This is a genomic window from Mycobacterium basiliense, from assembly GCF_900292015.1.
Lineage (GTDB): Bacteria > Actinomycetota > Actinomycetes > Mycobacteriales > Mycobacteriaceae > Mycobacterium > Mycobacterium basiliense.
The window spans coordinates 2,931,237-2,944,690 of sequence record NZ_LR130759.1; the positions used below are offsets into that span (position 1 = coordinate 2,931,237).

10 protein-coding genes and 1 pseudogene are annotated in these 13,454 nt (G+C 62.1%); 3 read left to right on the forward strand and 8 right to left on the reverse strand.

The annotated features are described in order from the left end of the window. Positions 1-6: 6 nt before the first annotated feature. Both MB901379_RS12520 and MB901379_RS12525 read right to left on the reverse strand, forming a co-directional pair. Complete coding sequence (locus MB901379_RS12520) at positions 7-606, reverse strand: TetR/AcrR family transcriptional regulator (RefSeq protein ID WP_158016988.1); 600 nt, start codon at positions 604-606, stop codon at positions 7-9. 93 nt (positions 607-699) lie between these two features. Next, on the reverse strand, positions 700-1,659 hold the full coding sequence (locus MB901379_RS12525) for an NAD(P)H-dependent flavin oxidoreductase (RefSeq protein WP_158016989.1): 960 nt from the start codon (positions 1,657-1,659) through the stop codon (positions 700-702). A 346-nt stretch (positions 1,660-2,005) separates the two neighbouring features. Between MB901379_RS12525 and MB901379_RS12530 the strand changes: the two genes are divergently transcribed. Further along, entirely contained in the window at positions 2,006-3,628 is a 1,623-nt protein-coding gene (locus tag MB901379_RS12530; RefSeq protein ID WP_158016990.1) for a phytoene desaturase family protein, read from the forward strand. A gap of 95 nt (positions 3,629-3,723) precedes the next feature. Here the strand turns inward: MB901379_RS12530 and MB901379_RS12535 are convergent, their stop codons facing one another. Genes MB901379_RS12535 through MB901379_RS12550 form a run of 4 tightly spaced genes read right to left on the reverse strand, consistent with a single transcriptional unit; the run spans position 3,724 to position 5,979 of the window. Then, on the reverse strand, positions 3,724-4,167 hold the full coding sequence (locus MB901379_RS12535) for an SRPBCC family protein (RefSeq protein WP_158016991.1): 444 nt from the start codon (positions 4,165-4,167) through the stop codon (positions 3,724-3,726). A 37-nt stretch (positions 4,168-4,204) separates the two neighbouring features. Then, positions 4,205-5,209 carry a zinc-binding dehydrogenase gene (locus MB901379_RS12540; RefSeq protein ID WP_158016992.1) on the reverse strand — a complete coding sequence of 335 codons (1,005 nt, stop codon included), beginning with the start codon at positions 5,207-5,209 and terminating at the stop codon, positions 4,205-4,207. A gap of 45 nt (positions 5,210-5,254) precedes the next feature. Next, on the reverse strand, positions 5,255-5,656 hold the full coding sequence (locus MB901379_RS12545; RefSeq protein ID WP_158016993.1) for an SRPBCC family protein: 402 nt from the start codon (positions 5,654-5,656) through the stop codon (positions 5,255-5,257). Then, positions 5,653-5,979, reverse strand: a complete 327-nt coding sequence (locus tag MB901379_RS12550) for an ArsR/SmtB family transcription factor (RefSeq protein ID WP_158016994.1) — start codon at positions 5,977-5,979, stop codon at positions 5,653-5,655. Before MB901379_RS12550 ends, MB901379_RS12545 begins: the two co-directional genes overlap by 4 nt. Positions 5,980-6,113: 134 nt before the next feature. Between MB901379_RS12550 and MB901379_RS12555 the strand changes: the two genes are divergently transcribed. Next, on the forward strand, positions 6,114-6,836 hold the full coding sequence (locus MB901379_RS12555) for an MBL fold metallo-hydrolase (protein WP_158016995.1): 723 nt from the start codon (positions 6,114-6,116) through the stop codon (positions 6,834-6,836). A 7-nt stretch (positions 6,837-6,843) separates the two neighbouring features. Here the strand turns inward: MB901379_RS12555 and MB901379_RS12560 are convergent. Further along, positions 6,844-7,161: pseudogene (locus MB901379_RS12560) on the reverse strand (hypothetical protein). 245 nt (positions 7,162-7,406) lie between these two features. Here MB901379_RS12560 and aceA point away from each other — a divergent pair. After that, positions 7,407-9,695, forward strand: a complete 2,289-nt coding sequence (aceA, locus tag MB901379_RS12565; RefSeq protein WP_158016996.1) for an isocitrate lyase ICL2 — start codon at positions 7,407-7,409, stop codon at positions 9,693-9,695. Positions 9,696-9,834: 139 nt separating this feature from the next. On the opposite strand, the gene MB901379_RS12570 is transcribed toward aceA, so the two are convergent. Next, the gene (locus MB901379_RS12570; RefSeq protein WP_158016997.1) at positions 9,835-13,275 is read right to left on the reverse strand and encodes a PPE family protein; all 3,441 of its coding nucleotides are present in this window, start codon (positions 13,273-13,275) and stop codon (positions 9,835-9,837) included. Positions 13,276-13,454 lie beyond the last annotated feature (179 nt).

Below are 13,454 nucleotides of genomic sequence, written 5' to 3' on the forward strand. Positions count from 1 at the left end.
CCGTTGCTAGGGCAGCGCCGCGAACCCGGAGCGCACCAACGCAAGGCTAGCCGCCACCAGCTGACCGAGGTCATCGGTACAACCATTGCGCCCCCAATTCTCAACCGCCACGACCAGGGCCGCCGCGATGGCGGCGCCCGCGACTTCCGCAACGAGGTCGAGGTTCGCCACGTCCGGGTGACGGCGTCTGACAAACTCGGTCAGCACCGCGGCGAATGATGACTGCACCACTCGCAGGTGGTTGGCAACGCGGTCCGCGCTGATCAACTCGGTCCGGGCGGTTGCGGCCTGGCGCACCACTTCAAGATCGTGGGGGAATGCGGCAACACTAGCCAGGACCGCATCAAAGAGTGACTCAGCTGCCGGCCGCTGGGCAAGGGCGTCGGCGAACCATTCCAAGTGAGTCTCATAGTCCTGAAACAGCACCGCCTCTTTGGTCGGAAAGTGCCGGAAGAAAGTGCGCTCGGTAACGCCGGCGTCTCGCGCCAACTCGGTGACGGTAACATTGGTAAATCCCTTGCGTGCGAAGCTTTTCAGCGCAGCCTGACGCAATGCCTCATGGGTGGATCGTCGACGCAATTCATGACGGTTGATCGGCGCGGTCATGGCGCCCCAATGGTATCCCAGCGGGCCAGAATGCGTCAGCACTGACAGCTGTGCGGTAGGCGCCGCCGCGGTGTTTGGAGACGACTAGCTGCGCTACCGATTCAGGATTCGCGCGGCCTCACCGACCATCTCGTGCACGATCTCCGAGGCAGGGCGCACTTGGTGAATGAGTGCTACCGCCTCGCCCACCAACATTGCGGCGATATCGAAGTCCTCGGCTGCGACGGCCTTTTCGAAGAGGTCTATGGCACCCGGCAACCCATCCAACAATGCGGCGTCATTGCCGTGCCAGGTGTCCACGAATGCGTTCCGCAACGCACGTTCGTCATATTCGACTGGCCAATCCAGCTGCCGCACAACGTCATAGACTCGGGTACGGAGCGTATCGTCGCCGCTCGCCTGAATCGCCCGCTGCTGAGCCAGCGGTGATACCAGCGCCTCCGTACTGGCCCAGAACCGCGTGCCGACGAGCACGCCGTCAGCACCGAGCGCCACTGCTGCCGCGAGTCCGCGACCATCGGCCACACCGCCGGCAGCCAGCACAAGCGTTTCGGCCGATCGCTCGGCGGCGAAGTCCACCAGGTCGGGCACGAAGGTGAAGGTCGAGCGGATGCCCATTCCGTGCCCGCCGGCCTCACCACCCTGCGCCACGAGGATCTGGGCGCCAACGGCGACGGCTTGACGCGCCTGGTCGAGGGTCTGCACCTGGGCGATCAACGGAATGCCGGCCTGGTGGATGCGACCGGCGAAGGGCCGCAGATCACCGAAGGACAACATGATCGCCGCCGGTCGCCAGGACAACACCAGCTCGAGCAGCTCGGGGCTGCGGCTGAGGCTCCAGGTGATGAATCCGCAGCCAACCCGTGCACCGGCAGCAAGGTCGAATTCCCGCCGTAGCCAGTCGGCGTCACCGTAGCCACCACCAATCAGACCGAGTCCACCTGCGCTACTCACCGTCGCCGCGAGCCGACCACCCGAAATCCCGGCCATCGGCGCAAGCAGGATCGGGTGAGCTATCCCGAAGAATTCGGTGAGACGAGTACTCAACGACACAGCGACTCCTCGACTTTTGCCACCAGAACCTACCGGGCCACCTGGGCATCGCAACCAACGTGGTGTTGGTCCCGCGACGTGCGCCGAAGCGAAGCAGGATCGGATCCGTCCACCACCGGCGCGGTAGGCGAGCACCGTGGGCGCTCCGGCACCGAGTCCGCCACCGTCGCCGCGTACAGATCGCAGTTCCAAATCGCTACCGCCACAACCACCGGACGGTAGGAGAGTTGCGCTGACCGGCCCGTGCGGACCCGCACCGGCGACATCGGTCAGCAACCGCCCTTCCAATCATGTCAGTACTGACATAATCTTGTCGCGCAGGCAACCCGACGAGGAGGTCTGGGCCATGACGGACTATGACGTGATTGTGGTAGGGGCCGGCCACAACGGCCTGACCGCCGCGGCGATTTTGCAACGTGCGGGTCTGCGCACGCTGTGTCTCGAGGCCAATACCTATGCGGGAGGCATGGCGGCGACAGTCGAATTGATCGATGGGTTCCGGTTCGAGATCGCCGGTTCGGTGCAGTTTCCGACGGCCAGCCAGATCACGAAGGAACTAGCGTTGGATACGCTGCCTACCGTCGAACCCGAAGTGATGTCGACCAACATCGGTGAATGCGGCGAAGAACCAATGATTTTCTACCGTGATCCACTGCGATTGATGACGCACCTCGGCGAGAAGCATGGAATGGACGCCGTTACCGGCATGGCCGAGCTGATCAGCTGGAGTCAGGGTCCCGCGAAGGCTCTGGGCCGCTTTGACGTCCGCAAACCGCCCAAGACCCTCGACGAAATGTATGCCAGTGCCGGCAACGCGGCCGAACGTCGGGCGATTCACGAAATGCTGTTCGGCTCGGCGATGGACGTGATCGACCGCTTCTTGCCGGATAAGAACAAGCACGCGGTGATGCGGGGGATGCTCGCGTTCCTGGCGGTCAACTCCACTTATCGCGGGCCATACACGCCGGGCAGCGCCGCCTGCTTAGCCTTCGCCCTCGCCGTGCCCGACGACAGCACCGCGATGATGACCAAACTCAAGGGGGGCATCGGCGCACTCACCGAACACCTGCATGAGCTTTTCGTCTACCACGGTGGGGAGATCCGATTCCGCGCCAAGGTTGACCAGATTCTCGTCGGCCGCGGAGCTGTGGCCGGTGTCCGGCTCCGTGATGGTTCCACCATCACGGCACCGATCGTGGTCTCCAACCTGGCGCCGGATATCACGCTCACCCAGCTCATAGCCCCCGAATACATTCCGGCAGAATTTATCTCACGTGTATCGGGGCGAGATCATCGCGCCTCCTTCGTGCAGATCCACTTTGCGCTGGACGGACTGCCCGAATTCGCATCACCCTATGAATTCTTGAACGAAGCCGGCATGCAACAATCGGTCGGCATCTTCGGATCGCCCGAGGAGCAGCAATTGCAGTGGGAAACCTGCCGACGTGGGATCGTTCCGAACAACCCGTCGATGGGGATGCAAATCCCTTCCGCGCACGATCCCGGCATGGCGCCACCGGGCAAGCACGCCGCAAGCGCGTACGCCTACGCGTTTCCGGTCGAGGTCAGCCGAGACCAGCACGGACACCTGAAAAATGTTATGGCACAGCGTGTTATCGCCAAGATCGCCCGATTAGCACCCAACTTCAAAGACATCGTGATACGCCACATCACCTTTGCGCCCTACCACATGCAAACCATGTTTGGGGCACCCGCGGGCGACTTCTGCCACGGGCTGTTGCACCCGGATCTCATGGGACCCAATCGTCCTGGGCCCAAGGGATTTCTCGGCTGTCCGATTCCGATTGACGGCTTATACCTTTGCGGCGCCGGATGCCATGGTGGTCCAGGCATCACATTCATTCCCGGCTACAACGCCGCATATCAGGTGCTCGAAGACGGCCAGCGCCACCACCAGAGTTGCACCCGCGGTGGCCAACGCGACGTGCCACGGCCTACATGCGGTTGATTACATGGGGAAACGTTTCCTCAACTTTGGCCCAGAAATGAAGTCTTTAGTCACATCAGATTCAGCGCCTTAAACAGCATGCCGTGTGCGCCGTACTACGTGTTCTTAGCGACCTGCAGCACCCGCTTACGCAAGCCGTCGGTGGCCGTTTGCATGATGCCTTTGGCTCCTCTTTTAACCAAAAATCCCGGGAGTGGCACGAGTGGCTCGACGGTCAGTTCAAAATGGACCCGGGTGGCATCGCCATGCGGGATCAGCGTGTAGCGGCCCTGTTGCGCGCGTTGCTGTTTCGCGCTAACCAGGGTCCAACTCACGCCGTCGCCGTGGATCGAGTACGCCAAGATTTGTTCGTCGCTGACGCCCACGACTTTGACCTGTTGCCGCGACTTACTCGGCCGGCCTTGAGCGTCGCGTTCGAGGACTTCGACCTTTCGATGAACCGACGACCACTGCGGTAACGCTTCGAGGTCAAGTAGCACCCCTAGGATTGCGTCCACCGTCGCCTCAATAACGACTTCGCGCGACTCGGTTACGGCCATGCCGAGAACCCAGCCGATACCAGGCCGGCCGTGCTACTCACGGAACCAGCACAACCTTGCCGAAGTTCTCCCGCGACGCCAGGATCCGGTGGGCTTCGGGAGCTTCGGCGAATGGGACAGCCGCGTGAACGATCGGTGAGATCGTGCCATCATCGAGAGCCTTGCTCAGCGGCGTGATCCAGGACTCCAGAGTTCCCCGGTCGTCCCACAATCTCAGCATGTTGAGACCAATGACGGTCTTCGACTCCTCGAGCTGCTTCATCAAGTTGAATCCACGCAACATCGCCAACGCGTGCGGAGCGACCCTGCGCAACGAGCGCTTCTCCCCTTGCTGCATGTTCGAAATGCCGTACCCCACGAGCCGGCCACCCGGTCTCAGCAGATCGTAGGACCGCCACAACGAGGTGCCTCCGAGCGCATCGAGCACAATGTCGTACTGACCCAAACCTTTCCACCAGCCGTCGCGGCGGTAGTCGATGGCGCGGTCCACGCCCAACGCGGCGAGTTTCTCGTGTTTGCCGGGGGAGGCGGTGCCGTGCACTTCTGCACCCGCGGCTTTCGCGAATTGAATGGCCGCCGTACCGACTCCGCCGGCCGCAGCATGCACCAGCACGCGCTCGCCAGGACGCAGCGACCCGTAGCCGTGCAGGCCCGCCCAAGCCGTGGCGTAGTTCACCGGAACGGCAGCGCCCTGTTCAAAGCTCAGCCCTTCGGGAAGCACCACCGAATCGCCGGCCGCAACGTTGACGACCTCGGCGTAACCACCGAATCGTGTTCCCGCCAGTACCCGTTCGCCAATGCGGTTTGCGTCGACGCCGTCTCCGACAGCCTCCACGGTGCCGGCGACTTCGTAGCCAACCACTGCCGGAAGTTTCGGTGCATCCGGATACAAGCCGACGCGGGCAAGGTGATCCGCAAAGTTCACCCCAGCCGCGCGAACTGCGATCCGCAGTTGGCCCGGACCGGGTGGCTGCGGGTCAGGTAGCTGCTGTACCTGAAGGACGGATGGATCACCATGCTTGGTGATGACGACTGCACGCATTAATGGCCTTCCTGTTCTGTACGGGTTCGGGGCGTGTTCTCGGATCTACCTACTACTGACTCTTGACAGGCGAGGGAGGACGACCTCACGCCAGCCGGGCCCCATCCGATCAAAGGCGTCGGCCATTCGCTTGTCGTTCAGATCAAAGCCGCTGTGCTCCAAGAACACCCGAGTACCCGTGCCTTCGGCCTCGAGACGCCAGGCGAGCGTCCACGCGGGGGTGAAAGTGTAGACGAACCGGTTTGGCGGATCGACCTCGAGCACCTTGCAGGGTTGCTTTCCAAAGCCCGGCATGTCGAGGCTGAATTGGTGGCCAACCACCGGGGCGACCTCGCCCTCGGCCCACCAAAGACGTATCAGCTCCGGCTCGGTCAGCAGCCGCCACACTCTCGCCAGCGTCGTGGCCACGAACTGATCCAGATGGATCGTCTCCAGATCGTCGGTCATTCCAGCTCCTCTGCTGCGTCGGCCAGTGCGGCAAGCCGCGCACACCAGAACTTTTCGAACGGATGCAGCCACTCACCCAGCTCGGCCAGCGGTTCGGCGGTCAACCGGTAAATACGCCGGCGACCTTGCGGCTCATCGGCCACCAGCCCCGCGTCCCGCAGCACCTTGAGGTGCTCGGCGACGGCGGGTCGACTGAGTTCGAACCGGTCACTCAGCTCTCCGGCCGACAGCGGTTTCCGGGTAAGGATCTCAAGCAGTTTGCGCCGCACCGGGTTTGCCAACGCAACGAAGATGCGGTCGCAAAGCCGATCGGACGTGCTCACCTCGGGCAATATATGTCGGAAGTTCCCGACATGTCAACCATTTCCGACATGTGTGGGGCGTGCGCGGCGGGCAGCGACGATCTGGTCGCTGTAGGCAGGGCCATTCGCTCGCCGATCGGACTACCGTGCTTGCTGTGCACTACGAGTGGGAGCGGTTGACTGCGACCGTGCATCGCTGCCGGCTGCCTTTTTGCGATGTCACCATTGGCCTGGTGGTAGGCCGCGGTAAGGCGCTGCTCGTCGATACCGGCACCACACTCATCGAGGCGGCCGCAATCGACGCCGATGCCCGGCGGATAGCCGGGTGCCGAGTAACTCATGTCGTGTTGACGCACAAGCACTTCGACCACGTCCTTGGTTCCTCGGCATTCGGCGAAGCGGAGCTAATTTGTGCGCCCGAGGTCGTCCAACACCTGTCGTTCGGCACTGACCAGATTCGCGATCACGCGATCGGTTACGGCGCAGAGGCCCGCGAGGTCGACCGCGCAATCGCGGCATTGAAGCCACCCGGACGCGGAAGCTACGAAACCGTAGTCGATCTTGGCGACCGCACCGTGCGGATCACCCACCCCGGCCGCGGCCACACCAATTCCGATCTCGTCGTCGTGGCGCCGGATGTGGCCAAGGAAAACGTGCCGGTGGTGGTATTCACGGGCGATCTGGTAGAGGAGTCCGCCGACCCCTACATCGACGCCGATTCCGATGTTTCGGTCTGGCCTGCAACGCTTGATCACCTTCTGGCAATCGGCGGCCCCGATGCCGTCTACGTTCCCGGCCACGGACGGGTCGTCGACGCAGAGTTCATCCGTCGACAGCGAGATTGGTTGACCGAACGGGCCCACCGCCCGTCCCACTGACCTCGGGCTAGTCCCCGGTGCACGCGACGACCAGAGCATCCGGGTCGGTAACACTGACCCACAAGGTGCTCACTTTCACCGACTTGAACCACACCTTCGCCTTGGCCGGCGGGTCGACCGTCAACGCCACCAGGCCCTGACGGGATCCATTGACCAACCAGCGGCCGAACGAATAATGCACGCCCGCCGCATACACCCTGGCATTGGTCTACTCAACATTTTTGATCGATGTCAGTGGGATATCGACGGTAACGGCCCAACCCATCTTGACGTGCAGCCTACCTGCGGCCACCCGGACAGCACTATTCTTGGGGCCAAGGCCCATCGGCACCGCCAGCGGCAAAAACCAACGGTCGAAGCGCAATTCTGTCCGCACGCGCCCACGCTACCCGCTTGGCGTCCCCCGGGAGCGCGATATGCCGGGCACCTCGTTGGCGGCTTTCACCCGGACACGAGGGCTACTCCGTTGACCTGGGCCCCGGCAGCTCCATCTGCCGGTGATTCACCTGTCCGGACCAGGGCTACACTCGGTCCGTTAGGTGAACCGGGTGCACAAAGGAGCCAAAGCCCATGGCTATCGCCGAAACGGACACTGAGGTCCGCACACCGTTCGAGCAGGATGTCGCCGAAACCCAGCGATACTTCGACAGCTCTCGCTTTGCCGGGATCACCCGGCTCTACACCGCTCGACAGGTCGTAGAGCAGCGGGGCACCATCCCCAACGAATACACCGTGGCTCGTGACGCAGCGGCGGCGTTCTATCCGCGCCTGCGCGAACTGTTCGCCGAACGTAAGAGCATCACCACCTTCGGCCCCTACTCGCCGGGCCAGGCCGTGAGTATGAAGCGGATGGGTATCGAGGCGATCTACCTGGGCGGATGGGCGACCTCGGCCAAAGGTTCAACGACCGAGGACCCCGGGCCCGACCTCGCCAGCTACCCCCTGAGCCAGGTGCCTGACGATGCCGCGGTGCTGGTGCGCGCGCTGCTGACCGCGGACCGAAATCAGGAGTACCTACGCCTGCACATGAGTGATCAGCAGCGGGCCGCCGCACCGAGTTACGACTTCCGCCCGTTCATAATCGCCGACGCCGACACCGGTCACGGCGGTGATCCGCACGTGCGCAACCTGATCCGGCGCTTCGTTGAAGTCGGTGTACCCGGGTACCACATCGAAGATCAGCGCCCTGGCACCAAGAAGTGCGGCCACCAGGGTGGCAAGGTTTTGGTGCCATCCGACGAGCAGATCAAGCGACTCAACGCGGCCCGCTTCCAGCTCGATGTCATGCGGGTGCCCGGCATCATCGTCGCCCGCACCGATGCCGAGGCGGCCAACCTCATCGACAGCCGCGGCGACGAACGAGATCAGCCTTTCCTGCTCGGCGCCACCAAACTGGATATTCCTTCCTACAAGTCCTGCTTCCTGACGATGTTGCAGCGCTTCTATGAATTAGGTGTCAAGGAACTCAATGGGCACCTGCTGTACGCGCTCAGCGATGGCGAGCACAACGCCGCCAGCACCTGGCTTGGGCGCGCCGGCATCATGGGCTTGATCTCCGACGCCGTTAATACCTGGCGGGAGAACGGGATGCAGGGGATAGACGATCTTTTCGACCAAGTCGAATCGCAGTTCGTGGCCGCCTGGGAGGACGACGCCGGCCTGATGACCTACGGCGAAGCCGTGGCCGAGGTGCTTGCGTTCGATCAAAGCGAAGGCGACCCGGTCGCCATGAGCCCCGAGGAGTGGCGGTCGTTCGCCGCCCGAGCATCGCTCTACGACGCCCGGCGAAAGGCAAAGGAACTGGGTGTCGACCCCGGTTGGGACTGCGAACTGGCGAAAACGCCCGAAGGCTACTACCAGATCCGCGGCGGCATACCGTATGCGATCGCCAAGTCACTGGCGGCGGCTCCTTTTGCCGACATCCTGTGGATGGAAACAAAGACCGCGGATCTGGCCGATGCCCGGCAGTTCGCCGAAGCGATCCACGCCGAATTCCCGGAGCAGATGCTGGCCTATAACCTGTCGCCATCGTTCAACTGGGACACCACCGGTATGACCGACGAGGAAATGAAGCGTTTCCCCGAAGAGCTGGGCAAGATGGGATTCGTCTTCAACTTCATCACCTACGGCGGGCACCAGATCGATGGTGTCGCCGCCGAGGAGTTTGCCACCGCGCTGCGGCAGGATGGGATGCTGGCGCTGGCTCGTTTACAGCGCAAGATGCGCCTGGTCGAGTCCCCCTACCGCACGCCGCAGACCTTGGTCGGCGGACCGCGCAGCGACGCCGCGCTGCAGGCCTCCTCCGGTCGGACGGCGACCACCAAGGCGATGGGCAAGGGCTCCACTCAGCACCAGCATCTGGTGCAGACCGAGGTGCCCAAAAAGCTACTGGAGGAGTGGCTGGCCCTGTGGACCGACCACTACCAGCTCGGCGAGAAGCTCCGCGTGCAACTGCGCCCCCGTCGTGCCGGGTCGGATGTGCTGGAGCTGGGCATCTACGGCAACGATGACGAGCAGCTGGCCAACGTCGTGTTCGATCCCATCAAGGACCGCCACGGCCGCAGCATTCTCACCGTGCGTGATCAGAACACGTTCGCTCAGAAGCTACGCCAGAAGCGGTTGATGACCTTGATCCACCTCTGGCTGGTCCATCGGTTCAAAGCCGACGCCGTGTACTACGTCACGCCGACCGAAGACAACCAATATCAGACCTCAAAGATGAAATCCCACGGGATCTTCTGCGAGGTCAATCAGGACGTCGGCGAGATCATTGTGGCCGAAGTGAACCGTCCCCGGATCGAAGAGTTGCTGACGCCCGATCGGGTGGCGCTGCGGAAATTGATCACCAAGGGCGAGTAGCGGCGGCCTCCGGGCCCCCCACAGGTGACGCGGCCGGCATTGACCGCATCACCGCACCCGAAGCGACTCTTGGCCACCGGCAGTGGCATCGGCGACTGCCGGCCGGGCGGATCGTCGTCGGCAGCGCCGGCGCTGCTGGCTACGGCGTCACGCTCTGGAAGAACAAGCCCGACAGGTTGTTGCCGATGTTGGCCAAGCCCGAGACGACGCTGGTCACCGACAACGGCAAGGTACCGGTGTTGGCGAAGCCCGAAACGCCGCTGCCCAGGTTCGAGAAGCCCGAAGACAAGCCCCCGTAGTTTTGGTATCCGGAGCCGCCGACCAACGTCGAGACGTTCGTGTTGAACCAACCCGACAGCCCTGATCCATTGTTGCCGAACCCGGAATTGCCGCCCCCGCCGGCATTGAAGAAGCCCGACGACGGCGCAGTGCTCGAGTTCAGGAAGCCCGAACCCGCGGGGAGGTTGAATTCCCCCACGATGGTGCTGGGCAGATGAATGCTCGGGATGGAGAGCGGGGGAGTAGTGAATCCCGCCAAGCCGATCGGCGGGATGGTGAACTCCGCGCTGGTGGTCGCCGGGATGTTGATCTGCGGCAGGGTGAATCCGCCAACTGCGATCGGATCGATGGTCAGCGGCGCCGTCGTGATCTGCGGAGTACTGATCTGCGGCAACGTGAACCCACCCAACGCGATCGGATCGATCGTCAACGGCGCCGTCGTGATCTGCGGAGTACTGATCTGCGGCAACGTGAACCCACCCAACGCGATCGGATCGATCGTCAACGGCGCCGTCGTGATCTGCGGAGTACTGATCTGCGGCAACGTGAACCCACCCAACGCGATCGGATCGATCGTCAACGGCGCCGTCGTGATCTGCGGAGTACTGATCTGCGGCAACGTGAACCCACCCAACGCGATCGGATCGATCGTCAACGGCGCCGTCGTGATCTGCGGAGTACTGATCTGCGGCAACGTGAACCCACCCAACGCGATCGGATCGATCGTCAATACCGGAGTCGCGAACTGGGGTGTGGTGATCCCAGGCAGGCTAAAGCCAGTGAGACCAATCGGGTTGATGGTCAACGCCGGAGTCGCGAACTGGGGTGTGGTGAGCCCGGGCAGGGTAAAGCCAGCAAGATGTATCGGAGCCACATTGAGGCCCGGGATGGTGAAGTTGGGCAGGCTGAACCCAGAGATCGAGATCGGACTGATGGTGAACCCGCTAAGACCGATGGGTCCCAGCGTCAGCGTTGCGGTCTCGAGATAGGCGCCCGGCATCCCGTAAAAATCACCGATCGCAGGATATTGGCCCGAAACACCGGTTTGCAGCGCGATGATGTTGTTGGGCAGGAATGCTTTAAAGTCTAGATGGAATCCGGGTATGGTCAACGTGGGCCCGGTTATGTTGGGCGTAGTTATCGTTGGTGTGGTAAACGATCCGGTGGTTATGTTGTTCACAAATATTGACGGAGTCGTGATCCCGGGTAGGTCAAAAGCCCCAACGGTGGTGCCGGCGGGTATCGTGATCGGCGGAATCGTCAGCGAGGGAATGCTCAACGCCGGAAGGCTAAATGCCCCAACGGTGGTGCCGGCGGGTATCGTGATCGGCGGAATCGTCAGCGAGGGAATGCTCAACGCCGGCAAATTAAACGCACCCACCGTAATATTCGCCGGCGTCGTCGCCGCCGGAATCGTCAACGACGGCAACGTCAACGCCGGCAAATTAAACGCACCCACCGTAATATTCGCCGGCGTCGTCGCCGCCGGAATCGTCAACGACGGCAACGTCAACGCCGGCAGATCAAACGCACCCACCGTAATATTCGCCGGCGTCGTCGCCGCCGGAATCGTCAACGACGGCAACGTCAACGCCGGCAGATCAAACGCACCCACCGTAATATTCGCCGGCGTCGTCGCCGCCGGAATCGTCAACGACGGCAACGTCAACGCCGGCAGATCAAACGCACCCACCGTAATATTCGCCGGCGTCGTCGCCGCCGGAATCGTCAACGACGGCAACGTCAACGCCGGCAGATCAAACGCACCCACCGTAATATTCGCCGGCGTCGTCGCCGCCGGAATCGTCAACGACGGCAACGTCAACGCCGGCAGATCAAACGCACCCACCGTAATATTCGCCGGCGTCGTTATCGCCGGTAGCGACAGCGCAGGTAGCGTGATCGCGGGCAGGCTGAAGCCGGGCACAGCGATTCCGGGAACTTCAAGAGGCGGCAGGGTCAAGTCCGGTGACCCGATGACGAAGTGCAGGCTACCCTGGCCGATCCCCCGGAAAAAGACGCCATTGTTCAAGTCTCCAGTGTTGAACACGCCATTATTCATGTCACCTATGTTAAAGGCTCCGGTGTTGAGGTTACCGGCATTAAACCAGCCGGTATTTACGGCCCCCATGTTGAACGCACCCGTGTTAGATGATCCCGGGTTGAAGCTGCCCATGTTGTAGTTGCCGATATTGACGCCACCAGTATTTGCATCCCCGACATTGAGAACACCAGTATTGAAGGCACCGGCGTTGGACAACCCCGTACTACCAACACCCGAGTTAAATATGCCCGTGCTGAAATTACCAGAGTTTCCGACACCGAAGGTCCCGTTGCCCGAGTTGAAGAAGCCGATATTTCCATTTCCTGAATTGAAGAGTCCGACGTTGCCGCCACCAGAATTCAATCCCCCGATGCCGAACTGATTATCTCCACTGAGCCCAATGCCGACATTGTTATTACCATTATTGCCGAACCCAAGGTTTCCGATACCGGTGTTTCCAATTCCGGTATTGCCGGAACCAAGATTTCCCAATCCAATATTGCTGCTGCCCAAATTCGCGGACCCAATATTAAAGCTACCGAAGTTCCCTGACCCAAGATTATTACTACCAAGATTGCCGTTGCCGAAGTTGCCAAACCCATTGTTCGCGTTGCCGACGTTGCCCCCGCCAATGTTCGCCAGGCCAACGTTGAGCGTTGTGACCCGGGCCGGAACGATCGGAGTGGCCGCGGCCCCTGGCGCGCCACCGACCAGTGCGCCGGACAACCGGGTCTGCAAATCGGTGAGACTTTGCAGTGGAATCAGCGCCCCGGCGATCGCCGACGCCCCGGCATGGTAGGCGGACATCACGGATACATCGAGAGCCCAGATCTCCTCATACGCCGCCTCTACGGCTGCGATCGCTGGTGCGTTTTGCCCGAAAAGGTTGGATATCACCAGTGATATCAAGTCAGAACGGTTGGCGGCCACCAGAGCCGGCGGCACGATTGCGGCCCGAACCGCCTCGAACTCGGCCGCCATGGCTGTCGCCTGCGTCGCCGCCAACGTTGCGTGGCCGGCCGCCGCAGCGAGCCACCCTGCATAGGGCGCTGCGGCCGACGCCATCGCCGCAGATGCCGCCCCTTGCCATGCCGCGCCCAGCAAACCGGACGTAATGGATCCGAAAGATGCAGCCGCGGTAGATAATTCGTCAGCCAAACCGCCCCAGGCGGCGGCGGCCGTCAGCATCGGCTCCGAGCCGGCGCCGGAGAGGATGAGCGCCGAGTTGACCTCCGGCGGAAACATGGAAAAGTTCATCGTTTCAACCTTTCGCTGGCGCTTCACGCCAGGGTCAACGGCAATCGGCCTGAGTGCCAGTCAGTTATCAATAGCTGACCTCGTAGCGGACAAACTACGCGGCAATCTGTGCAACACTTTGCCAGATTTATTGAACCGAGATCTAACTGTTATCTGATCGTGATACTTGTCGGCACAAT